Origin of the sequence: Paracoccus binzhouensis, from assembly GCF_016446475.1 — a bacterium.
In the GTDB taxonomy this organism is placed as follows: Bacteria; Pseudomonadota; Alphaproteobacteria; order Rhodobacterales; family Rhodobacteraceae; genus Paracoccus; species Paracoccus binzhouensis.
Genome location: NZ_JAEHFP010000022.1, coordinates 20,903 through 44,025 on the forward strand (window position 1 = coordinate 20,903; position 23,123 = coordinate 44,025).

At 67.5% G+C, this 23,123-nt stretch carries 18 protein-coding genes; 7 read left to right on the plus strand and 11 right to left on the minus strand.

The genetic code is table 11. The annotated features are described in order from the left end of the window. Window positions 1–14 precede the first annotated feature (14 nt). Complete coding sequence (gene lpdA / locus I9P22_RS07760) at window positions 15–1,421, plus strand: dihydrolipoyl dehydrogenase (protein WP_199258844.1); 1,407 nt, start codon at window positions 15–17, stop codon at window positions 1,419–1,421. A gap of 86 nt (window positions 1,422–1,507) precedes the next feature. Here the strand turns inward: lpdA and I9P22_RS07765 are convergent, their stop codons facing one another. The 3 genes from I9P22_RS07765 to I9P22_RS07775 all read right to left on the minus strand — a co-directional run bounded on the left by I9P22_RS07765 (window position 1,508) and on the right by I9P22_RS07775 (window position 7,084). Then, window positions 1,508–2,677: a M20 aminoacylase family protein gene (locus I9P22_RS07765; RefSeq protein ID WP_199258846.1), complete on the minus strand. Its 1,170-nt coding sequence runs from the start codon at window positions 2,675–2,677 to the stop codon at window positions 1,508–1,510. A gap of 230 nt (window positions 2,678–2,907) precedes the next feature. Beyond that, the gene (locus I9P22_RS07770) at window positions 2,908–5,106 is read right to left on the minus strand and encodes a TonB-dependent siderophore receptor (protein ID WP_199258848.1); all 2,199 of its coding nucleotides are present in this window, start codon (window positions 5,104–5,106) and stop codon (window positions 2,908–2,910) included. A gap of 148 nt (window positions 5,107–5,254) precedes the next feature. Further along, window positions 5,255–7,084, minus strand: coding sequence for an ABC transporter ATP-binding protein (locus I9P22_RS07775; RefSeq protein WP_199258850.1), 1,830 nt, complete (start codon window positions 7,082–7,084; stop codon window positions 5,255–5,257). Window positions 7,085–7,316: 232 nt separating this feature from the next. Here I9P22_RS07775 and I9P22_RS07780 point away from each other — a divergent pair, with 232 nt between their 5' ends. The 4 genes from I9P22_RS07780 (at window position 7,317) to I9P22_RS07795 (ending at window position 12,830) form a co-directional block, all read left to right on the plus strand. Continuing rightward, window positions 7,317–9,032, plus strand: a complete 1,716-nt coding sequence (locus I9P22_RS07780) for a peptide ABC transporter substrate-binding protein (RefSeq protein ID WP_199258852.1) — start codon at window positions 7,317–7,319, stop codon at window positions 9,030–9,032. Between the two features lie 68 nt (window positions 9,033–9,100). Continuing rightward, window positions 9,101–10,828, plus strand: coding sequence for a peptide ABC transporter substrate-binding protein (locus I9P22_RS07785; protein WP_233253278.1), 1,728 nt, complete (start codon window positions 9,101–9,103; stop codon window positions 10,826–10,828). A gap of 30 nt (window positions 10,829–10,858) precedes the next feature. Continuing rightward, window positions 10,859–11,866, plus strand: a complete 1,008-nt coding sequence (locus I9P22_RS07790) for an ABC transporter permease (protein WP_199258854.1) — start codon at window positions 10,859–10,861, stop codon at window positions 11,864–11,866. Continuing rightward, entirely contained in the window at window positions 11,859–12,830 is a 972-nt protein-coding gene (locus I9P22_RS07795; RefSeq protein ID WP_199258855.1) for an ABC transporter permease, read from the plus strand. Before I9P22_RS07790 ends, I9P22_RS07795 begins: the two co-directional genes overlap by 8 nt. Before the next feature lie 38 nt (window positions 12,831–12,868). Here the strand turns inward: I9P22_RS07795 and I9P22_RS07800 are convergent, their stop codons facing one another. From I9P22_RS07800 to I9P22_RS07810, 3 genes are read right to left on the minus strand one after another with little or no spacing between them, the layout of a single operon-like run. Further along, the gene (locus I9P22_RS07800) at window positions 12,869–13,510 is read right to left on the minus strand and encodes a thiamine diphosphokinase (protein ID WP_199258857.1); all 642 of its coding nucleotides are present in this window, start codon (window positions 13,508–13,510) and stop codon (window positions 12,869–12,871) included. Further along, on the minus strand, window positions 13,507–13,719 hold the full coding sequence (locus I9P22_RS07805; RefSeq protein ID WP_199258859.1) for a DUF2842 domain-containing protein: 213 nt from the start codon (window positions 13,717–13,719) through the stop codon (window positions 13,507–13,509). The genes I9P22_RS07800 and I9P22_RS07805 overlap by 4 nt, the downstream gene beginning before the upstream one ends. A gap of 11 nt (window positions 13,720–13,730) precedes the next feature. After that, window positions 13,731–15,023: an adenylosuccinate synthase gene (locus tag I9P22_RS07810; protein WP_199258861.1), complete on the minus strand. Its 1,293-nt coding sequence runs from the start codon at window positions 15,021–15,023 to the stop codon at window positions 13,731–13,733. A 243-nt stretch (window positions 15,024–15,266) separates the two neighbouring features. On the opposite strand from I9P22_RS07810, the gene I9P22_RS07815 reads away from it, so the two are divergent. Beyond that, window positions 15,267–15,488, plus strand: a complete 222-nt coding sequence (locus tag I9P22_RS07815; protein WP_199258863.1) for a hypothetical protein — start codon at window positions 15,267–15,269, stop codon at window positions 15,486–15,488. 56 nt (window positions 15,489–15,544) lie between these two features. On the opposite strand, the gene I9P22_RS07820 is transcribed toward I9P22_RS07815, so the two are convergent. The 4 genes from I9P22_RS07820 to recA all read right to left on the minus strand — a co-directional run bounded on the left by I9P22_RS07820 (window position 15,545) and on the right by recA (window position 20,715). Next, window positions 15,545–16,339: a class II glutamine amidotransferase gene (locus I9P22_RS07820; RefSeq protein WP_199258865.1), complete on the minus strand. Its 795-nt coding sequence runs from the start codon at window positions 16,337–16,339 to the stop codon at window positions 15,545–15,547. A 67-nt stretch (window positions 16,340–16,406) separates the two neighbouring features. Next, window positions 16,407–16,697, minus strand: coding sequence for a DUF1330 domain-containing protein (locus I9P22_RS07825; protein ID WP_199258867.1), 291 nt, complete (start codon window positions 16,695–16,697; stop codon window positions 16,407–16,409). Next, on the minus strand, window positions 16,694–19,351 hold the full coding sequence (gene alaS / locus I9P22_RS07830; RefSeq protein WP_199258869.1) for an alanine--tRNA ligase: 2,658 nt from the start codon (window positions 19,349–19,351) through the stop codon (window positions 16,694–16,696). The genes I9P22_RS07825 and alaS overlap by 4 nt, the downstream gene beginning before the upstream one ends. Window positions 19,352–19,644: 293 nt before the next feature. After that, window positions 19,645–20,715, minus strand: a complete 1,071-nt coding sequence (gene recA / locus I9P22_RS07835) for a recombinase RecA (protein ID WP_199258870.1) — start codon at window positions 20,713–20,715, stop codon at window positions 19,645–19,647. 241 nt (window positions 20,716–20,956) lie between these two features. Here recA and I9P22_RS07840 point away from each other — a divergent pair, with 241 nt between their 5' ends. Then, entirely contained in the window at window positions 20,957–21,541 is a 585-nt protein-coding gene (locus I9P22_RS07840) for a hypothetical protein (protein ID WP_199258872.1), read from the plus strand. A 24-nt stretch (window positions 21,542–21,565) separates the two neighbouring features. Here the strand turns inward: I9P22_RS07840 and I9P22_RS07845 are convergent. Then, a partial coding sequence (locus I9P22_RS07845; protein WP_199258874.1) for an ATP-binding protein occupies window positions 21,566–23,123 on the minus strand: 1,558 nt, incomplete at its 5' end.

The window sequence follows — 23,123 nt, forward strand, 5'->3', positions numbered from 1 at the left end:
ATAGGGGGACATCCATGGCGCAGAGCTTCGACATGGTGGTGATCGGTTCCGGCCCTGGCGGCTATGTCTGCGCCATCCGCGGCGCGCAGCTGGGGCTGAAGGTGGCCTGTATCGAGCGCGAGCATCTGGGCGGCATCTGCCTGAACTGGGGCTGCATCCCGACCAAGGCGCTGCTGCGCTCGGCCGAGGTGTTCCACCTGATGCACCGCGCCAAGGAGTTCGGCCTCTCGGCGGACAAGATCGGCTACGACCTCGGCGCCGTGGTCAGCCGCTCGCGCGGCGTGGCCAAGCAGCTCGCCGGCGGCGTCGGCCACCTGCTCAAGAAGAACAAGGTCACCGTCATCATGGGCGAGGCCAGCCTGACCGCCCCCGGCAAGATCAGCGTCAAGACCGACAAGGGGACCGAGGAGGTCACCGGCAAGGCCATCGTTCTGGCCACCGGCGCCCGCGCCCGCAACCTGCCCGGCCTGGAAGCGGACGGCGACCTGGTCTGGAACTACAAGCACGCCCTGCAGCCGCCGCGCATGCCCAAGAAGCTGCTGGTCATCGGCTCGGGCGCCATCGGCATCGAATTCGCCAGCTTCTTCAACACGCTGGGCGCCGACACCACGGTGGTCGAGGTGATGGACCGCGTGCTGCCGGTCGAGGATGCAGAAATCTCGGCCCTGGCGAAAAAGCAATTCGTCAAGCAGGGCATGAAGATCCTGGAAAAGGCGACGGTCAAGAAGCTCGATCGCGCCCCCGATGGAAAAGGCGGCGGCAAGGTCGCCGCCCATATCGAGACCGGCGGCAAGACCGAGACGCAGGACTTCGACACGGTGATCTCGGCCGTCGGCATCGTCGGCAACGTGGAAAACCTCGGCCTTGAAAAGCTGGGCGCCAAGATCGACCGCACCCATGTCGTGACCGACGAATATTGCCGCACCGGCGTCGAAGGGCTCTATGCCATCGGCGACGTGGCCGGCGCTCCCTGGCTCGCCCACAAGGCCAGCCACGAAGGCGTCATGGTCGCCGAGCTGATCGCCGGCGGGCACCCGCATCCGATCAAGCCGAACTCGATCCCCGGCTGCACCTATTGCAACCCGCAGGTCGCCTCGGTCGGCCTGACGGAAGAGAAAGCGAAAGCAGCGGGTTACGAGGTCAAGGTCGGCCGCTTCCCCTTCATCGGCAACGGCAAGGCCATCGCGCTCGGCGAACCCGAGGGCCTGATCAAGACCGTCTTCGACGCCAAGACCGGCGAGCTGCTGGGCGCCCACATGGTCGGCGCCGAGGTAACCGAGCTGATCCAGGGCTATGTCGTCGGCCGCACGCTGGAAACCACCGAGGCCGAGCTGATGGAGACGGTCTTCCCGCACCCGACGCTCAGCGAAATGCTGCACGAAGCGACGCTGTCCGCCTACGGCCGCGCCATCCATTTCTGAACGACGAAGGGGCCTCGCGGCCCCTTCTTCTTTGCTGCCCAAATACCCCACGGGGGTCCGGGGGTGTGAAACCCCCGGTGCGGCCGTCACGCCGGGATCGGCATCCGCGCCTCGACCATGCCGGCATACCAGCTCGAACCCGCCGGAATCGCGTTGTCGTCGAAATTATAGGCCGGGTGATGCACCATCGCCGTATCGCCGTTGCCGACGAAGATATAGGCGCCGGGGCGTTCGTTCAGCATGTAGCTGAAATCCTCGCCGGCCATCAGCGGCTGCATCTCCATGTCCACGTCCCCCGCCACCTGCCGCGCCACTTCCGCTGCGAAAACGGTGGCTTCCGGATGGTTCATCGTCACCGGATAGCCACGGTCATACTGCACCTCGGCCGTGGCACCGAAGGCGGCGGCGACATTCCCCGCGACGCGCTTGATGCCCTCTTCCAGCTGGTCGCGCACCTCGGGAGCCAGGCTGCGGGCGGTGCCTTTCAGCTTGACCTGCTGCGGGATGACGTTGTGGGCGGTCGAGTCGGTTTCGACCACGCAGACCGAAACCACGCCACTTTTCAGCGGATCGACATTGCGCGACACCACCGATTGCAGCGCCACGATAATCTGCGCCGCGACCAGCAGCGTGTCGATGGCCTCGTGCGGCTTGGCGGCATGGCCGCCCTTGCCGGTCACCCGGATGTCGAACTGGTCGGCGGCGGCCATCATCGCGCCCTCGCGGATGGCGAAGCTGCCCACCGGATAGCCGGGCATGTTGTGCATGCCATAGAATTCCTGGATGCCCCAGCGGTCCACCAGCCCGTCCTGCACCATGGCCAGCCCCCCCGCCCCGCCCTCTTCGGCGGGCTGGAAGATCAGCACGGCGGTGCCGTCGAAATTGCGCGTCTCGGCCAGGTATTTCGCCGCGCCCAGCAGCATGGCGGTATGGCCGTCATGGCCGCAGGCATGCATGACCCCCGGATTTTGCGAGGCATATTCCAGGCCGGTCTGTTCCTTGATCGGCAGGGCGTCCATGTCGGCGCGCAGGCCGATCACCCTGCCCTTGCTGTCGGAACGGCCCTTGATGACGCCGACGACGCCAGTGCGGCCGATGCCTTCGGTGACCTCGTCCACGCCGAATTCCCGCAAGAGCTGGGCGACGCGGCCGGCGGTGCGGTGGACCTGGTAGTCCAGCTCGGGGTTCTGGTGGAAGTCGCGGCGCCAGGCGGCGATCTCGGGCAGCAGTTCGGCAAAGCGGTTCTTGACGGGCATGTGACAATCTCCTTTGCCGGGCAGGTTACGCCTTTCGCCAAGCGCCGCAAGGCCGCGCAACGGCTGCGGGCGTTGCGCCGTGCACCGCGCCGGAGCCGGGACGCCAAAACCCCGGCAATTGCCGGGGTTTTGGCCGTGATCGCCGTGCAACAGGCGTACACCGCGCGTACACAGGCCGTGCACCGCGGGACGCGAACGGGCCGGCGGCGCCGCCGGCCCGCCCAGAAGGGTCAGAACTTCGCCCGCAGCGTCAGCTCGGCGCTGCGTTCGTCGCCATAGACCACGGTATCGTAGAAGCCGGTCGTGGCGTAATATTTCTTGTTGAAGATGTTGTTCACGCTGAGCGACAGCTCGGTCTTCTCGGTCACCTCATAGGACGCGTTCAGGTCGAAGACGGCATAGGAGCCCTGATGCACGTTCGGCTGCTCGATGTCGGAGGCGAAGTCCATGCTGTCGGTGCCGCTTTGCCAGCGCATCGCCCCGCCCACCGTCAGCTTGTCGTCGAACACGCCGGCAAGGCGATAGTCGGTCGCCAGCTTCAGCGTGTGCCTGGGCTGGTCGGCGGCGAAGCGGTTGCCGTCCTTGTCCTTCGAGCTGCGGAAGGTATAGCCGGCCGAGACGTTCCAGCGGTCGTTGATCGCCCCCGCCGCCTCGAGTTCGAAGCCGCGCGTGGTGGTGCCGTCGATGCTTTCATAGATGCTGCGGTTCAGCACCTCGTCGAAATACAGGTAGTTCGCCACGTCCTTCTGGTCGGTCTGGAATATCGCCGCCGAGGCGAACAGCGCCCCGCCCAGCAGGTCGGCCTTGACGCCCAGCTCGTAGTTCCAGCCATAGGTCGGGTCGAGATAGTTGCCGTCGGCATCCTGGGCGATCTGCGGCTTGTAGATGCTGGTCACGCTGCCATAGGCGGAATAGGTCGGGTTGATGTCATAGGTGAAGCCGAGATAGGGCGTGATCTCGCCGCTGTAGCTGTATTCGAAATCCGGCGAGCCGGTGCTGGATTCCTTGCCCTTCCACCAGTTCGCGCGTGCGCCGGCGATGACGGACAGCGCATCAGTCGCCTGAATCCTGGCGGAACCGTAAAGCCCATACTGGCGCTGCTCGCTTTTCCAGGTCCGCGACACGCTGTCCGAGAAGCGCGGCCGGGGATAGCTGCCGTCCCAATCGAAGACATTGCCCACCGGCGCAAGCGTGCTGGTGTCGACATCATAGCCGTCGAAGGTGCTGTCGAAATCCGAAGCCATGGCGCCGACAACGAACTGGTGGGTCCGGCCGAAGGCCTGGAAGTCGCCGTTCACCACCGCATTGAGCGAGGTGAGCTTGGTCGCGCCGCTGTATTTCGCCGCCCAGGGCGACATGCCGAGACCGGTTTCGCGGTCGGGCACGCCGCTGATCCAGGGCAGTTCCATGTCGACGTCGTTGTGGATATGGGTCAGCACCACCCGCCCGGTCCAGCCGTTCTGGAACTCATGCTCCAGCGCGGCGAAGGCCTCGGTCCGCTCGGTATCGACATAGGTCCAGTCGGCACCCAGGGTCGATCCCCAATCCCAGTCGATCAGCCCGCCATCGGCATAGAACGGCGGCAACCCGCCCCAGGTCACGTTGTCGGCCTTGGTCTTCTGATAGCTGATGCCGGTGCTGAGCAGGGTGCTGTCGGTCAGGTCCACCTCCAAGGCACCGAACAGGACGTATTTGTCCTTTTCATAGCCGTCCAGCGCGCCCTCGCGGCTGTCCACGACACCCACCAGCCGGCCGCGCACCGTGCCGCTGGCATTGAGCGGCCCCGACACATCCGATTCGACGCGCGCGCCCTTGGGATAGGCCAGCGACACGGCGGCCTGGTTCTGGAACGTCTCGGTCGGGCGCTTGCGGATGAAGTTGATCGAGGCGCCGGGCTCGCCCGCGCCCTGCATCAGCCCGGTGGCGCCGCGGACGATTTCGACATGGTCGTAAAGCGCCATGTCGGTATTGTTGTCGCCGAACTGCCAGGCGCCGTCCTTGGGCACCGGCACGCCGTCATACTGATAGGCGTCGACCGCGAAACCGCGCGAATAATAGTTGATGCGGTCGCTTTCATAGGCCTGCACGGTGATGCCGGTCGCAGCCTCCATCGTCTCTGCGACGGTGGTGATGTTGCGGTCCTTCATCTGCGCGTCGGTGATGGCGCTGGTGGATTGCGGGGTTTCCTTCTGGCTCAGCACCAGCCCGGTCGCGGAACGCATCCATTCGGTGGTCCAGCTGTCGGTGCCCTCGGTCTGCGTGCCGGGGGCAGCGGTGATCACCACCTCGTCCAGGGTGACGGTGCTGTCGGTGCTGTCCTCGGCTTCTTGCGCCATGGCCGGCCAGGCCAGCAGCGCCAGGATGCCGGCGGAAAGCGCCGTGGTCAGCCGCGCGCGGGCGGCGGGGGAAAGCGGGGATATGGGGGTCATGGCAAGCCATCCGATCCGGTTGCGGTTCCGGCTTGCACAGGGCTGGCTTCGGCCCCGCTATTCCCGCCGCGCCGCCCCGAGATCAAGCGGAGACGTCAGGGGCGCATGGCTTGCGACGATTTGCGACAATTCTGCAACAGGTTGTGCTTCAGCCATGCGTGACCGGATCGGTCAGCACCAGATGGCCCGGCGCCACCTCGGCATAGGTCGAGGGCGGGGGCGCATGGCCCACGGGATGGATCGGCGAGGGGATGGGGCGAAAGCGCAGATCCTCGCTGATCTTCCTGCGCCGCGGATCGGCGACCGGCACCGCGGCCATCAGCTGGCGGGTATAGCTGTGCTGCGGGTTCTCGAACACCTGGCGGCGGCTGCCGATCTCGACGATGCGGCCCAGATACATGACCGCGACATGGTGGCTGACGCGCTCGACCACCGCCATGTCGTGGCTGATGAACAGCATGGCGATGCCCAGGTCGCGCTGCAGCTCCATCAGCAGGTTCAGCACCTGCGCCTGCACCGAGACGTCCAGCGCCGAGACCGCCTCGTCGGCGACGATCAGCTTCGGGTTCAGCGCCAGGGCGCGGGCGATGGCGATGCGCTGGCGCTGGCCGCCCGACATCTCGTGCGGGTAGCGGCGCATGAAGCTGCGCGGCAGTTCCACCCGGTCGAAAAGCTGGGCGATGCGGTCGCGGCGCTCGGCGCGGTTGCCGATGCCGTAGTTCAGCATCGGCTCCTCGATCTGGTCCAGGAGGCGCATCTGCGGGTCGAGGCTGGCGAAGGGGTCCTGGAAGATCATCTGCATGTCGCGCCGAGCCTGGCGCAGGCCGCGGGCGTCGAGGGCCAGCAGGTCGCGCCCGCCCAGGCCGACCTGGCCCGCGCTCGGCTCGACCAGCCGCAGGATCGAGCGGCCGGTGGTGGACTTGCCGCATCCCGATTCGCCGACCAGCGACAGGGTCTCGCCGGCATGGACGGTGAAGGAGACGTCCTCGACCGCATGGACCTGGGCCACGGTGCGGCGCAGGATGCCGCCCTTGACCGGGAAGCGGGTGCAGAGGTTCTTGACCTCCAGCAGCGGCTCGGGGGCGCGGGGGACGACCGGCTCGGGCCGGGCCGCCTGCCCCTCGCGCATCAGCCGCATCGGCTCGGGCGCGTCGCGGCCGGCCATCTCGCCCAGCCGCGGCACGGCGGCCAGCAGCGCCCGGGTATAGGGCTCGCGCGGGGCCTCGAAGATCTGCTCGACCGGGCCTTCCTCGACCTTGTTGCCGCGGAACATGACCACCACGCGGTCGGCCATCTGCGCCACCACCGCCATGTCATGGGTGATGAACAGCACCGCCATGCCGGTCTCGCGCTTCAGCCGGTCGATCAGGGCCAGGATCTCGGCCTGGATGGTCACGTCCAGCGCCGTGGTCGGCTCGTCGCAGATCAGCAGCTTCGGGCGGCAGGCCATGGCCATGGCGATGACGACGCGCTGGCGCATGCCGCCGGACAGCTCGTGCGGGTATTGATGCAGGCGGCGCTCGGGCTCGGGGATGCGGACCTCGCGCAGCAGCTCCAGCGCCCGGGCCATGGCGTCGCGGCGCGACAGGCCGCGATGCACGATCAGCCCCTCGGAGAGCTGCTCGCCGACGGTGAAGACCGGGTTCAGCGCCGTCATCGGCTCCTGGAAGATCATCGCGATCTCGTTGCCGCGGATGTCGCGCATGGTGGCGGGCGGGGCCTTGGCCAGGTCCACCTCGCCCCGCTCGCGCTGGAAGAGCAGCCGGCCCCGGGCGATCTCGCCGCCGCCGAACTCGACCAGCCGCATCAAGGACAGCGAGCTGACCGACTTGCCCGAGCCGGATTCGCCCACCACGCAAAGGCATTCGCCGGGGCGGATGTCGAAGGACAGCGACTCGACGCCGGTGACCGGGCCATCATGGGTCTGGAACTCGACCTGCAATTCCTCGACCCGGACCAGCGGCTTTCCGTCCAGCATCCGCACCCCCTGACCAGCATCCGACCATTGTTGCGGCATTCAGGCTAATGCCCTGCCGTCACATTGCAACCGCAAAGCGGGCCGGCAACTTGTTTCTTGCTTTTCGGCCGGGACCTGTCTGAAACTCGGCCCATCCGAGGGACAGCAAGACCGGGGAAACGGCAAAAGGCAGAAGACCACCGCAACCGGCAGCGCCAGACGTCCCGCGCAGATCCACCAACAGGAGAGAGCGATGAAACTGAAAACCCTGATGTCGGGCGCGGCGGCCACCGCCGCCTTTGCCGCCGCCATGGCCCCGGCCGCATTCGCCGCGCGGGGCGCCGACGGGCAGGTCAACGTCATCATGTGGCAGGCGCCCTCGACGATGAATCCCTATCTGTCGGCCGGCACCAAGGACATCATCGCCAGCTCGATCGCGCTGGAGCCGCTGGCGAGCTTCACCACCGAGGGCACCATCGAGCCGCGGCTGGCGGCCGAGCTGCCGACGCTCGAGAACGGCGGCATCGCCAAGGACCTGAAAAGCGTCACCTGGAAGCTGAAGCCGGGGATCAAATGGGCCGATGGCAGCCCCTTCACCGCCGAGGACGTGGCCTTCACCGCCGCCTATTGCATGGACCCCTCGGGCGGCTGCGCGCAACTGGCCAAGTTCGAGGGCGTCGAGAAGGTCGAGGCGGTGGACGAGCTGACGGTGAAGATCACCTTCATCGCGCCGCGGCCCGACCCGTTCTCGGCCTTCGTGGGGGCGCAGTCGCCGGTGCTGCAGAAGGCGCAGTTCGCCGATTGCACCGGCGAGAAGGCCCCGACCTGCACCCAGCAGAATTTCAACCCCATCGGCACCGGCCCGTTCAAGGTGGTCGAGTTCCGCACCAACGACACCATCACCTTCGAGGCCAACCCGGAATATCGCGACCCGGAAAAGCCCGCCTTCGCCCGGCTGGTGGTCAAGGGCGGCGGCGATGCGGCGGCGGCGGCGCGTTCGGTGCTTGAGACGGGCGAGTTCGACTATGCCTGGAACACCCAGCTGGCCCCGGACGTGATCGCCGGGATGGAGGCGGCCGGCAAGGGCAAGAACCTCGCCGCCTTCGGCTCTCTGGTCGAGCGCATCCATGTCAACCTGACCGATGCCAGCTCGGACCTGCCCGAGGACGAGCGGTCCACGGCCAAACACCCGCACCCGATCCTGACCGATGCCAATGTGCGCAAGGCGCTGTCCATGGCCATCGACCGCCAGCTGCTGACCGAGATCGGCTATGGCCAGGCCGGCAAGCCGACCTGCAACCTGGTGCCGGCGCCGGCGGCCTGGGCCTCGGACAATACCGAATGCCTGACCCAGGACATCGAGGGCGCCAAGGCGCTGCTGGACCAGGCCGGCTGGGTGCCCGGCGGCGACGGCATCCGCGAAAAGGACGGCAAGCGGCTGAAGCTGGTCTTCCAGACCTCGGTCAACGCGGTGCGGCAGGACTTCCAGGCGCTCATCAAGCAATGGTGGTCCGAGATCGGCGTCGAGACCGAGCTGAAGACGGTGGACCCTTCGGTGTTCTTCGGCGGCGATGCGGGATCGCCCGACACGTTCCAGAAGTTCTATGCCGACATCGAGATGTATGCCAACAATTTCGAGGGCAACAACCCCGAGCCCTATCTGGCGCGGCAGACCTGCGACAAGATCCCCGGCCCGGACAACCAGTGGCAGGGCGAGAACACCAGCCGCTATTGCGACCCGGAATTCGACAGGCTGATCGGCGAGATGACGCAGATCGTCGATCCGGCCGAGCGCGGCGCCATGGGTCGCAAGCTGAACGACATGCTGACCAGGGACAGCAATGCCGTCATTCCGCTGGTCTATCGCGGCACCGCCTCGGCCGTGTCGAACACGCTGGGCGGCGTCAAGCTGAATGCCTGGGACAGCGAGCTGTGGAACGTCGCGGACTGGCATCGCATCAAGCAATAGGCCATGCTGGCGCAAGGCCGGCCCCCGCCGCGGGGCCGGTGCCCGACCCGTCAACAGGCTGAAAGACCATGATGATTCCCCGACCGACCGCCCCGGCGCTGGCGCTGGCCGTCGCCCTGCCCGCCTTGGCCCTGCCCGCCCTGGTCACGCCCGCCCTGGCCGAACGCGGCGGCGATGGCGAGCTGCGCGTGCTTTACTGGCAGGCCGCCACGGTGCTGAACCCTTACCTGTCCACCGGGGCCAAGGACGTCGATCCGGCCTCGATGGTGATCGAGCCGCTGGCCATCGTCGCCGATGACGGCAGCCTGGTCCCGGTGCTGGCGGCCGAGATCCCCAGCGTCGAGAATGGCGGTATCGCCGCGGATTTCACCTCGGTCACCTGGAAGTTGAAACCGGGGCTGGTCTGGTCGGACGGCTCGCCCGTCACCGCCGAGGATGTGAAGTTCACCGCCGACTATTGCATGGACCCGGCCTTCGGCTGCGCGGTTCTGGCCGAGTTCGAGGGCATCGCCTCGGTCGAGGCGCTGGATGCGCAAAGGGTGCGGCTGAACTTCGACGCGCCGCGCTATGCGCCGCTGCAGGCCTTTGTCGGCGGGCGGACGCCGGTGCTGCAAAAGGCGCAGTTCCAGCCCTGCATGGGCGCGGCGGGGGCCAGCTGCACGGCGCAGAATTTCGGGCCCGTCGGCACTGGCCCCTATCGGGTGACGGAGTTCCGGCCCGGCGACGTGGCGGTGTTCGAGATCAACCCGCATTACCGCGACCCGGCCAAGCCCGCCTTCGACCGGGTGACGGTCAAGGGCGGCGGCGATGCCATGGCGGCGGCGCGGGCGGTGCTGGAATCGGGCGAATACGATTTCGCCTGGAACCTGCAGCTGCCGCCCGAGTCGGTCGCCGCGATGGAGGCGCAGGGCAAGGGTCGGCTGGTCGCCAGCTTCGGCTCGATGGTCGAGCGGATCGAGCTGAACCAGACCGATCCCAGCCCGGACCTGCCGGCGGAGGAGCGCTCGACGCGGGCGCATCCGCATCCTGTGCTGACCGACCCGGCGGTGCGCAAGGCGCTGTCCATGGCCATCGACCGGCCGCTGCTGGCCGAGCTGACCTATGGCCCGGCCGGCAAGCCCACCTGCACCATCGTGCCGGTGCCGGCCGCCTATGCCTCGGGCCGCGACGACTGCCTGGCGCAGGACATCGAAGGCGCGAAGACGCTGCTGGACGAGGCCGGCTGGCTGCCGGGGCCGGACGGGATACGCGCAAAGGACGGCCGCCGGCTGTCGCTGCTGTTCCAGACCACGGTGAACCCGGTCAGGCAGGACGTGCAGGCGCTGGTCAAGCAATGGTGGTCCGAGATCGGCGTCGAGACCGAGCTGAAGGCGGTGGACGGCGCCTCGTTCTTCGGCGGCGATCCCGGCAATCCCGATTCGCAGCAGAAATTCCACGCCGATGCGCAGATGTTCACCGATGCCTTCTACATCCCCGACCCTGCCTCGTTCCTGAACAAGTTCGTCTGCTCGCGCATCCCCTCGGCGGAAAACCAGTGGCAGGGCAACAATTCCGTGCGCTTCTGCGACGAGGGCTATGACGCGGGCATCGCCGAGCTGCATCGCAGCGCCGAGCCGGAAAAGCGGCAGGAGATCGCGAAGCGCCTGACCGACATGCTGACCGCCGAGGGCAACTACCTGCTGCCGCTGGTGCATCGCGGCATGGTCTCGGCCCATGCGGGCAGCCTGCAGGGCGTCGCCCCGAACGGCTGGGAAGGGCAGCTGTGGAACGTCGCCGACTGGAGCCGCGCCGAATGAGGAGAAAGCCGTGAGCGGGAAAGGATCGCCATGCTGAGTTTCGCCCTGCGCCGGCTCTTGCTGGCAATCCCGACGCTGCTGTTCATCTCGCTGGTGATCTTCCTGCTGCTGGAAGCCTCGCCCGGCGATCCCTTGGGCGACGTGCCGCTGACCGTGCCGCCCGAGGTCAAGGAGCGGATGCGCGAGGCGCTGGGGCTGGGGCAGGCCTGGTATATCCGCTATGTGCTCTGGCTGAAGCAGTTCTTCTGGGTCGAGCCGCTTTACTGGTTCGACCGCGCCTTCGGCACCGGGTTCAGCGAAGGCATGCAGCGCATCATCAGCTTCCAGAGCCGCAGCCCGGTCTTCGACGTGATCGCGCAGCGGCTGCCGCAGACGCTGACCGTCGTCGGCATGTCCTACCTGATCGGGGTGCTGATCGCGATCCCGATCGGCATCGTCTCGGCCTACAAGCAATATAGCTGGTTCGACCAGATCGGCACCTTCGTGTCGATGGTCGGCTTCTCGCTGCCGACCTTCTTCACCGGGGTGGTGCTGATCATCGTCTTCGGCATCAAGCTGCAATGGTTCCCGTCGATCTACGACACCACGCTGCGGGTGACGGATTGGGACAGCTTCGCCCAGCAGGTGCGGCAGATGGTGATGCCGGTCACGGTGCTGGCGCTTTACAACGCCGCGCAGATCAGCCGCTTCATGCGCGCCTCCATGCTGGACAACCTGCGGCAGGATTACGTGCGCACCGCCCGCGCCAAGGGCCTGTCCGAGCGCATCGTGGTGCTGAAGCATGTGCTGCGCAACAGCCTGATCCCGGTCGTGACGGTGATCGCGCTGGGGCTGCCGGCGGTGTTCGGCGGCGCCATCATCACCGAGCAGGTGTTCAAGGTGAACGGGCTGGGGCAGCTGCTGATCCTGGCGATCAACGCCAACGACATCCCGATGGTGATGACGCTCACCTTCATCTTCGCGGTGCTGATCGTCACCTTCACCCTGATCGCCGACCTGCTCTATGGCGTGCTTGACCCGAGGATCCGCTATGACTGACCGGCTGCTGATCGAGGAAAGCGCGGTCAATGCCGCGGCGCCGGGGGCCGAGGCGCTGCCGCCGGCCGCCCCGCCGCCCGAGGCCCCGGCCCGCAGCCAGTGGCGCGACATCTGGCGGCAGTTCCGCAGCCATCGCGGCGCCATGGTGGCGCTGGTGATGTTCGTGGCAATCATCCTGTTCGTGACCGTCGGGCCGCTGGTCTGGACCATCGAGCCGACCTTCGTCGACATCCGCGCCCGCAACCAGGGCTTCAGCGCCGCGCATCCGCTGGGCACCGACCAGCTGGGCCGCGACCTGCTGGCGCGGCTGATGGCCGGCGGCCAGGTCTCGCTGGCAGTGGGGCTGACCGCCATGGCGATCGCGCTGAGCCTGGGCAGCCTGATCGGCATCAGCTCGGGCTATTTCCGCCGGCTCGACGCGCCGCTGATGCGGCTGACCGAGCTGTTCCTGGCCCTGCCGCTGCTGCCGCTGCTGCTTCTGATGGTGACGCTGTTCCGCGAGCCTTTGGGCAAGGCGATGGGCCCGGCGGGCGGCACCTTCCTGCTGATCGTCGGCGCCATCGGCGTCACCTCGTGGATGCAGACCGCGCGCATCGTGCGCGGCGAGGTGCTGGGGCTGAAGGAGCGCGAGTTCATCCTGGCGGCGAAATCCATCGGCACGCCGGCGCCGCGGATGATCCTGCGCCATGTGCTGCCGAACGTGGTCTCGCCCATCGTGGTGGCGGCGACGCTGGGTATCGCCACGGCGATTATCACCGAAAGCGCGCTGTCCTTCCTGGGGCTGGGCTTCCCGCCGGATTTCCCGACCTGGGGGCGGCTGCTCTACGACGCGGTGGACCAGATGCAGATGTATCCCTGGCGGGTAGTGCTGCCGGGGCTGCTGATCTCGCTGACGGTGCTGTCGGTCAACTATATCGGCGACGGACTGCGCGATGCCATGGACCCGCGGATCCGCAAGCGCTGAACGGCGCGGTTGCATGGGTATTTTGGGAGCAAAGAAGTCTAGAGCGCCGCGGCCAGGCGTGGCAGTTCAGCGCGCGGCAGGATCAGGAGCATCGGACCCTTGCATTCCAGGGTGACCGGGCCCGTGGCTTCGTTCGAGGTGCCGCTGCGGCCGGCCGGCGCGAAGGCGAGCCCGTCGATGGGCCATTTCAGGCCGGTCGAGCGGCCCGAGGCCGGGCCCATCGGGAAGAGCGAGACCCGGGTGCCGGGGGCGAGATCCAGGGCGAGGCGCGGGGGGGCGAGGGTGATCACGTCCTCGCCGGCGATCAGCAGGCAGGGCGGGCCGACGCGGCGGGCGAGCACGCCGAGCCCCGAGAGGAAATGGTCGTGGCGCGCGCCCGAGAAGCCCAGGGCGACGGCGAAGGGCGCGTCGAGCCGGGACAGGCATTTCTCGAAATCGGTGCTGTCCTGCTCGGCGATGGGATGCTGGTTTTCGGCCGGGATCTCGGCCCGGGCGCGGGCGGAGATGCTGTCGAAATCGCCCCAGACCGCCGCCGGCATCAGCCCGTGGCTCAGCGCCGTATCGGCGCCGCTGTCCGCGGCCACCACCACAGGGGCGAGCCGCAGCGCCTGTTGCAGATCGGCGCGGGCGACCGGCGCGCCGCCGATCAGCGTGACCGGGCGGGCGCTGGCGAACCTCATTCGCCCTTGCCGATGCCGGAGAAGACCTTGCGGAAGGGCAGCGCCCAGAGGATGCCCAGGGCGACATAGACCGCAAGCTCGATCAGGATCGGCTGGCGACCCCAACTCCGGTCCATCCAGTTCACCAGGCTCACCGCCACCACGATATAGAGCGGCAGCCCGACCAGCAGGATCACCAGCGACCAGCGTTTGCGCGTCTTGAGATCCATGTCAGCCCGCGTCAGTCCGCGAAGGGATCGGTCACGAGGATGGTATCGTCCCGCTCGGGCGAGGTCGAGAGCAGCGCGACGGGGCACTGGATCAATTCCTCGATGCGGCGGACGTATTTGATCGCATTGGCGGGCAGGTCGGCCCAGCTGCGCGCGCCCTGCGTCGAGTCCTGCCAGCCCTCCATCTCCTCGTAGACGGGTTTCGCGCGGGCCTGCAGCGCCGCGGCGGTGGGCAGGTGGTCGTAATGCCGGCCGTCCACCTGATAGCCGGTGCAGATCTTCAGCGTCCGGAAGCCGTCCAGCACGTCGAGCTTGGTCAGCGCGATGCCGTCCACGCCCGAGATGGCGCAGGTCTGGCGCACCAGCACCGCGTCGAACCAGCCGCAGCGGCGCTTGCGGCCGGTGACGGTGCCGAATTCATGGCCGCGCTCGCCCAGGCGCTGGCCGTCGGCATCGTCGAGTTCGGTCGGGAACGGGCCTTCGCCGACGCGGGTAGTATAGGCCTTGACGATGCCCAGCACGAAGCCGATGGCCGAGGGGCCGAGCCCGGTGCCGCTGGCCGCCATGCCCGACATGGTGGTCGATGAGGTCACATAGGGATAGGTGCCGAAATCGATGTCGAGCAGGCTGCCCTGCGCGCCCTCGAACAGGATGCGCTTGCCGGATTTGCGGTAGTCGTTCATCACCTTCCAGACCGGCTGGGCGTATTGCAGCAGCTTCGGCGCGATCTCCAGCAGCCTGGCGCGCAGCTCCGCCCGGTCGATGGGCGCGGCGCCGAGGCCCTGGCGCAGCGCGTCGTGATGGGCGAGCAGGCGGTCGAGGCGCGAGTCCAGCGTCTCCTCGTCGCCCAGGTCGGCGACGCGGATGCTGCGGCGGCCGACCTTGTCCTCATAGGCGGGGCCGATGCCGCGGCCGGTGGTGCCGATCTTGCTGGCCCCCGCGGCTTCCTCGCGCAGCTTGTCGAGGTCCTGGTGCAGCGGCAGGATCAGCGGGGTGTTTTCCGCGATCATCAGGTTTTCCGGCGAGATCTCGACGCCCTGGGCGGCCAGCTTGTCGATTTCGGCGAACAGCGACCAGGGGTCCAGCACCACGCCATTGCCGATGACCGCCATCTTGCCCTTGCGCACGATGCCCGAGGGCAGGAGCGACAGCTTGAAGACCTGGTTGCCGATGACCAGCGTGTGGCCGGCATTGTGGCCGCCCTGGAAGCGCGCGATCACATCGGCGCGTTCCGACAGCCAGTCGACGATCTTGCCCTTGCCCTCGTCGCCCCATTGCGCGCCGACGACCACCACATTGGCCATAGTGCTATCCCCTTGCGGTCATGAATGCCGCGGCTGGTATAATGGTCGAACCGCGCGGGGGAAAGCGCATTCCGCCCGCAGGGCGAAATGCCGGGGGACGCGGGCGGGACCGGCGTCCCGCAGGGGGGCTTGCGCTGCCGCTGCAATGCAGCATTGCAAAACAAGCCATGGCGGTCGGCATGCGGCTGCCCTAGATTTGGCGGCAGGGGAGGAAACCATTCGCCAACACCGAAAGGGTTTCCCATGGCTACCATCTCGACCAACAGTTTCTCGCCCCGGCTGCCGGCGCTGTTCGACGCCTTCCTGAAATGGCTGTCGCGCGGCACCGAGGCCTATATCGCCCGGCAGTCGCGCCGCGCCGAGATCGAGGCGCTGGAGGCGAAATCCGACGCCGAACTGGCCCGCCTGGGCATCACCCGCGACCGGATCGTGCATTACGTCTTTGCCGACCGCTTCTTCCTCTGATCCGGCAGGTCGCGGCGGCCGCCCATCGGCCGCCGCCCGACCCGCGCGACCGCGATTCAGGCGGCGCTGCGCAGCGGCCCGGGCCGGAAGGGCGTGATCGCCACATCGGCGCCGTCGAAGATGCAGAAGCTTTGCGCCGGCACTTCCAGCCAGCCGGTCTCGTCGCTCTCCAGCGGTTCCGAGACCACCGCGCGGCCGCCCCGCGTGTCGGACCAGCGGTGGAACAGGCTCGGCGCATGCTCGTCGCTGGCATAGCGCAGCGCATAGAGCCTTTGGCCATCCGAGAAGGCTGCCGTCAGCCGCACATGCGGCGCGCTGCCCCTTTGCCGGGCCAGCGCCTCGAATTGCGCGGTGGCCCGGGCCATGGCGCCGGCCGGATCGCCCTCCAGCCCCTCGCCCAGGGCCATCAGGAACAGCGCCTCGCTGTCGGTGGCGCCCTTGCGATGCGGATAAAGCTCGTCGGGGATCAGCACCTCGGCATGGCGGCGATAGGTGTCGTAGCCGCCGAACTGGCCGTTATGCATGAAGCACCATTTGCCGACGACGAAGGGATGGCAATTGTTGCGGCTGGTCGCCGTGCCGGTCGAGGCCCGCACATGCGCCAGGAACAGATGCGATTTCACCGTGGCGGTCAGGCTGCGCAGGTTGCTGTCCGACCAGGCCGGCATGATGTCGCGGTAAAGCCCGGGCTCCTCGCGCTCGCCATACCAAGCGATGCCGAAGCCGTCGGCATTGACCGGGGTGTGACAGCGCGTCGCCCCGTGGCTTTGCCGGACCAGCGAATGGCCGGGCCGGCAGATGACATCCTCAAGATAGATCGGACTGCCGACATAGGCTGCCCAGCGGCACATTATCCTGCCCCTTTCCGCGCTTTTTCCAAGGGCTAGCACGAAAAGCCTGACGAATCACCAAAAAGTCTCAGGCGGGGTTTTCTTCCACGATCACAAGGTCGCGTTCGGCCGCATCCCGTGCATGGGACAGCGCCGCCTGGTATTCGGCCGAGCGGTAGCAGGCCACCGCATCCTCGACGCTGGGGAAGCGCGCCACGACATTGCGGGCGCGCTCCTTGCCCTCGAGCTGCACGTAGCGCGAGCCGCGGGCCAGGAAGACACCGCCATGCGCGGCGATCGCCGGCCCCGCCAGCCGGGCATATTCGCCATAGGCCTCGGGGTCGGTCACGGTCACATGGGCGATCCACAAGGCGGTCATGCTTTCTCTCCGATCAGGGTTTCGACGGCCGAGATGGCGCTGTCGGCCGCGGCAAGGCTGGGCGCCCCGCCCTGGGCGCGGTCGGGACGGCCGCCGCCGCCCTTGCCGCCAAGCGCCGTGGTCGCGGCCTGCACCAGTTCGACGGCGCTGATCCGGCCGGTCAGGTCGGGGGTGACGCCCGCCGCCACCGTCGCCCTGCCCTCGGCCTCGGCCAGCACCACCACGGCGCCCGAGCCGAGCCGCGACTTCATCTCGTCGACCAGCGGGCCCAGTTCCTTGCCGGTCACGCCCTCGACGCGCCGGGCGATCAGCTTGATGCCGTTGATGTCCTTGGGCTTGTCCTCGGACCCGCCGCCCATCGCCAGCTGGCGCTTGAGCTGCGCGACCTCGTTCGCCAGCGCCTTGCGCTCATCGGCCAGGGCGCGGACCTTGTTCACCACATCGCCCGATTGCGCCTTGAGGATACCGGCGATTTCGGAAAGCTCGGCGTCCATACGGCGCAATTCGTCCATCGCGGCCTGGCCGGTCAGCGCCTCGATGCGGCGGATGCCGGCGGCCGATGCAGTTTCACTGGTCAGGGCGAACATGCCGATGTCGCCGGTGCGCGCCACATGGGTGCCGCCGCAGAGCTCCAGCGAATAGGTCCGGCCGCCGGTGCCCTTGCCCGAGCCTTCCAGCTCGCCCATCGAGACCACGCGCACCTCGTCGCCGTATTTCTCTCCGAACAGCGCCTGGGCGCCCAGGGCGCGGGCATCGTCGGGGGACATGATCCGGGTCTCGACCGGGCTGTTCTGGCGGATGAACTCGTTCACCTCGCGCTCGACCTGCGCCAGTTCCTCGGGGGTCATCGCCTTGGCATGGCTGAAATCGAAGCGCAGCCGGTCGGGCGCGTTCAGGCTGCCGCGCTGCGCGACATGCTCGCCCAGGGCGCGGCGCAGCGCCTCGTGCAGCAGATGCGTGGCCGAATGGTTGGCGCGGATGGCGCTGCGGCGGTCGTGATCGACGGAAAGCTGCGCGCCCTGGCCGCGCTGGATCGTGCCCAGCGTCACCTCGGCGATGTGGATGAAGACGCTGCCCGATTTCTTGGTGTCGGTGACGCGCGCCGCCCCGGTCTCGGTCTTGATCAGGCCGGTATCGCCGACCTGCCCGCCGGCTTCGCCGTAGAAGGGCGTCTGGTTCACCACGATCTGCACCTGCTGGCCCTCGGTCGCCGCGTCCACCGCCGCGCCGTCCTGCACCAGCGCCAGGATCTGGCCCTCGCTGATCTCGGTGTCATAGCCGAGGAATTCGGTGGCGCCGTGCTGTTCGGCGATGTCGAACCAGATCGCGGCATCCCTGGTCTCGCCCGAGCCGGCCCAGGCGGCGCGAGCCTTGGCCTTCTGCTCGGCCATGGCGGCATCGAAGCCGGCGGTATCGACCGCCCGGCCCTTTTCGCGCAGCGCGTCCTGGGTCAGGTCCAGCGGAAAGCCATAGGTGTCGTAAAGCTTGAAGGCCGCCTCGCCCGGCAGGTTCGCGCCCTCGGGCAGCTTCGCGAGCTCGTCGTCCAAGAGCCGCAAGCCGCGGTCGAGCGTCTGCTTGAAGCGGGTCTCCTCGAGGTTCAGCGTCTCCTCGATCAGTGGCTGTGCGCGGCCGAGCTCGGGATAAGCGGCGCCCATCTCGCGCACCAGCGCCGGCACCAGCCGGTACATCACCGGATCCTTGGCGCCCAGCATATGCGCATGGCGCATGGCGCGGCGCATGATGCGGCGCAGCACATAGCCTCGGCCCTCGTTCGAAGGCATCACCCCATCCGCGATCAGGAAGCTGGTCGAGCGCAGGTGATCGGCGATGACGCGATGATGCACCTTGCCGGGACCGTCCGGATCGGCGCTGGTCGCATGGGCGCTGGCCTCGATCAGCGACCGCATCAGGTCGGTGTCGTAATTGTCATGCTTGCCCTGCAGCAGCGCGCCGATCCGCTCCAGCCCCATGCCGGTGTCGATCGACTGCATGTCGAGCGCGCGCATCGAGCCGTCCTCGAACTGCTCGTTCTGCATGAAGACCAGGTTCCAGATCTCGATGAAACGGTCGCCGTCCTCATCGGCCGAGCCGGGCGGGCCGCCCCAGATCTGGTCGCCGTGGTCGTAGAAGATCTCGGTGCAGGGGCCGCAGGGGCCGGTCGGGCCCATGCGCCAGAAGTTGTCATCGGTCGGAATGCGAATGATGCGGTCGTCGCTGAGGCCCGCGACCTTCTTCCAGATGGCCGCGGCCTCGTCGTCGGTGTGATAGACGGTGACCAGCAGCTTGTCCTTCGGGATGCCGAAATCCTTGGTCAGCAGTTCCCAGGCAAAGGGGATGGCGTCGGACTTGAAATAGTCGCCGAAGCTGAAATTCCCCAGCATCTCGAAGAAGGTATGGTGGCGCGCGGTATAGCCGACATTGTCCAGGTCATTGTGCTTGCCGCCGGCGCGTACGCATTTCTGCGCGGTGGTGGCGCGCTTGTAGTCGCGGGTCTCGACGCCGGTGAACAGGTTCTTGAACTGCACCATGCCCGAATTGGTGAACATCAGCGTCGGGTCGTTGCGCGGCACCAGCGGGCTCGATTCGACGACGCGATGGCCGTTGCGTTCGAAATAGTTCAGGAAGGTTGAGCGGATCTCGTTCAAGCTGGGCATATCGGGCCTTCATGGCAAAGCGGTCTTTCCGGCCGGGACCGGGTTGTCGCCCGGTCTAGCCCCAGCCATGGCGGCTGTCCAGCAATCCCGCATGAATCCCGCATGGGCCGCGCGCCGGTCCCGGCGGCCTCCATGCGCGAATCGCGGCAGGGACGCCTTGCGCACCCCATCGAGGGTCGCGCGAGGCGCGGGGACCAGGCCCCGGGACCGGCGGCCACCGCGCGGGGCTGCCCGTGCTTCCGGGATCGAGCCCAGCATCGGGGCATCGCAACGGAAAGCCGCGCAGGCCCCGATCAATCCTCGGTCAGCGCCTCGTCGCCCTCGTCCGAAGCGCCGAAATCCAGGCCATGACTGGCGCGGATCTTGTCCTCGATCGCATAGGCCACGTCGGGGTTGTCGCGCAGATATTGCTTGGCATTCTCGCGGCCCTGGCCGATGCGCTCGTCGCCATAGGAATACCAGCTGCCCGACTTCTCGACCACGCCGGCCTTGATGCCAAGGTCGAGCAGCTCGCCGACCTTCGAGATGCCCTCGCCATACATGATGTCGAACTCGACCTGGCGGAAGGGCGGCGCGACCTTGTTCTTGACCACCTTGACCCGGGTGGTGTTGCCGACCACCTCGTCGCGGTCCTTGATCGAGCCGGTGCGGCGGATGTCGAGCCGTACCGAGGCATAGAATTTCAAGGCGTTGCCGCCGGTCGTGGTTTCGGGGTTGCCGAACATCACCCCGATCTTCATGCGGATCTGGTTGATGAAGATCACCATGCAGTTGCTGCGCCCGATGCTGGCGGTCAGCTTGCGCATCGCCTGGCTCATCAGCCGGGCCTGGCTGCCCATCTGCATGTCGCCCATGTCGCCCTCGATCTCGGACTTCGGCGTCAGCGCCGCCACCGAATCGACCACGACCAGGCTGACCGCGCCCGAGCGCACCAGCGTATCCACGATCTCCAGCGCCTGTTCGCCGGTGTCGGGCTGGCTGATCAGCAGCTCGTCCAGGTTCACGCCCAGCTTCTTGGCATATTGCGGGTCCAGCGCATGTTCGGCATCGACGAAGGCACAGACGCCGCCCTTCTTCTGCTCCTCGGCCACGACATGCAGCGTCAGCGTGGTCTTGCCCGAGCTTTCCGGGCCGAAGATCTCGATGATCCGGCCCTTGGGCAGGCCGCCGATCCCCAGGGCGATGTCGAGCCCCAGCGAGCCGGTCGAGGTCGCCTCGATCTCGGCCACCGGGCTGTCGGCGCCCAGCTTCATGATCGAGCCCTTGCCGAACTGCCGTTCGATCTGGGCCAGGGCGCTGTCCAGCGCCTTCTGCTTGTCTGCGGATCGCTTGTCGTTCATGTCGAAAAGTGTTGCCCCTGCCATGCGGTCCTCATGCTTATTTCACACCCCGCCACCCGGGGCAATCAGCGCCCGCCCGCCATTTTGTTCACGGGTTGTTCCTATCTGCGCCCTCCGGCGCAAAATTGCAAGTCCTGCTTCGCGAATCGGTCAGGGCCGTGCCCTTCCCCACGCCAGATTGCCGACGAAGGATTAAGAAATGGTTTACAGCCGCAGGGCGAATGGCTAATCCACCGGCGTGCCGCAACGGCTTGAAGAGTCGGGAATGCTGATATTCTGGGAAAGACGTCTGGTCTTCCTCGCCACGCCGAAAGCCGGGTCCACCGCCATCGAATCCGCGCTCGAACCGCTGGCCGAACTGGCGGTCAGGCGCCCGGCGGCGCTGAAACATGCCGACCTGCGCAGCTATCGCCGCCATGTCGAGCCCTGGCTGCATTCGGCCACCGGCGACCGTTTCACCACCGTAGCACTGATGCGCGAGCCGCTGGGCTGGCTGCGCAGTTGGTATCGCTTTCGCCTGCGCGACGACGGCGAGGCGCCCGAACATGTCATGCAGGGCGTCAGCTTCGCCGATTTCGCCCGGGCCTATGCCGATCCCGAGGGTCCGCAGATCGCCCGGGTGGGCAGCCAGGCCGATTTCCTGACCCAGGCCGGGGACCGGGTGGACCGCATCTTCCGCTATGAGGACATGGAGGCCTTCACGCATTTCCTCGAGGACCGGCTGGATTGCGCCATCAGCCTGCCCCGCGTCAACGTGCCGCCGGCCGTGGATGTCAGCCTGAGCCCCGAACAGGAAACGCGCCTGCGCGGCGTGATGGAGCGCGACTTCCGGCTTTATGACACGCTCTGACCGCCGTCCAGGCAAGCCCCACCCCTAGCGCTCGGCCCGTTCCAGCTGCCGCGTCACCAGCGCCGTCAGGTCCGAAAGCGAGAAGGGCTTCGGCAGGAAGGCCGCATCCGGGACCGGCGGCCGCCCTTCCGAGAAGATGTCCTCGGCATAGCCCGACATGAAGATCACCCGGGTATCCGGCCTATCGCGCAGCGCGGTGCACACCCAGGCGGGACCATCCATGCCAGGCATCACCACATCGGTCACGAAGACGTCCACCACCAGGCGCTGATCGGCCAGCAGCGACAGCGCATCCTCGGCGCAGGCAGCCTCGAGCACGTTGAATCCCTGCAGCTTCAGCGCCCGGCTGGCGAAGGCGCGGACCGGGGCCTCGTCCTCGACCAGAAGAACGGTGGCCTCGAGCTCGCGCCGGGCGCGGATCGCGCTGCCGGCCGCGGACGGTTCGGGCGCCTCGGTCACCGCGTCCCGGTCATGCGCGGGGAAGAACAGCGAAAAGCAGCTGCCCTCGCCGGGGGTGCTGTCGCAGAAGATGTAGCCGCCGGTCTGCTTGACGATGCCATAGGCGGTCGAGAGGCCCAGGCCAGTCCCCTCGCCGGTGCGCTTGGTGGTGAAGAAGGGCTCGAAGATCTTGGCCAGGTCGTCGGCGGCGATGCCGCATCCCTGGTCGCGGACCTGCACGCGCACGTAGTCCCCGGCCGGCAGGGTGGCACGACCGAAGGCGGCCGGACTCTCCAGCCGGACATTGTCGGTGCAGATGGTGATGTCGCCACCATCCGGCATGGCATCGCGGGCATTCACCACCAGGTTCATGATCACCTGCTCGAGCTGGCGGCGGTCGGCGCGGATCATCCGCAGCGACGGGTCGTGGTCGAAGGTCAGCACGATCCGCTCGCCCACCAGGCGGTTCAGCAGATGCGTCAGGTCCGACAGCGTGTCGCGCAGGTCCATGATCTGCGGCTTCAGCGTCTGCTTGCGCGAAAAGGCCAGCAATTGCCGCACCAGCGCCGCGGCGCGATTGGCATTCTGGCTGATCTGGTCCAGATCGGCGTAATCGGGATCGCCCTTGTCGTGGCGTAGCATCAGCAGGTCGCAATGCCCGGTGATCGCCGTCAGCAGATTGTTGAAATCATGGGCGATTCCGCCAGCCAGCTGGCCGATCGCCTGCATCTTCTGGCTTTGCACGAACTGCGCCTCGAGCGTCTTCAGCGCGCTGGCATCGGACAGCACCGCGGTGACGCAATCGTCCCGCCCGCGGGTCAGCGAGACCTGCACGAAACGCTCGGGCCCCTCGGCCCTGACATGCAGCACCTCGGTGCCGCCCAGGGTGCGGCCGGCACAGACATCGGCGACCCAGTCGCCCAGTTCGCGGCCCAGCCCGTCGAGCAGGCCCGAGAGGTTCTGGCCGGCGACCTCGCCGCCCAGCAACTGGCAGGCGGCGGCATTGGCCCGCTGGATCCCGGCCGCGGGATCCAGCACCAGCACCGCCACCGGCAGCAGGTCGAAATCGTCGCCGCCGGTCCGGGGCGCGGCCTGCGGCGGCGCCGGGCGCTCGGCCGCGGCCGCCTGCCAGAGCTGCACCGCC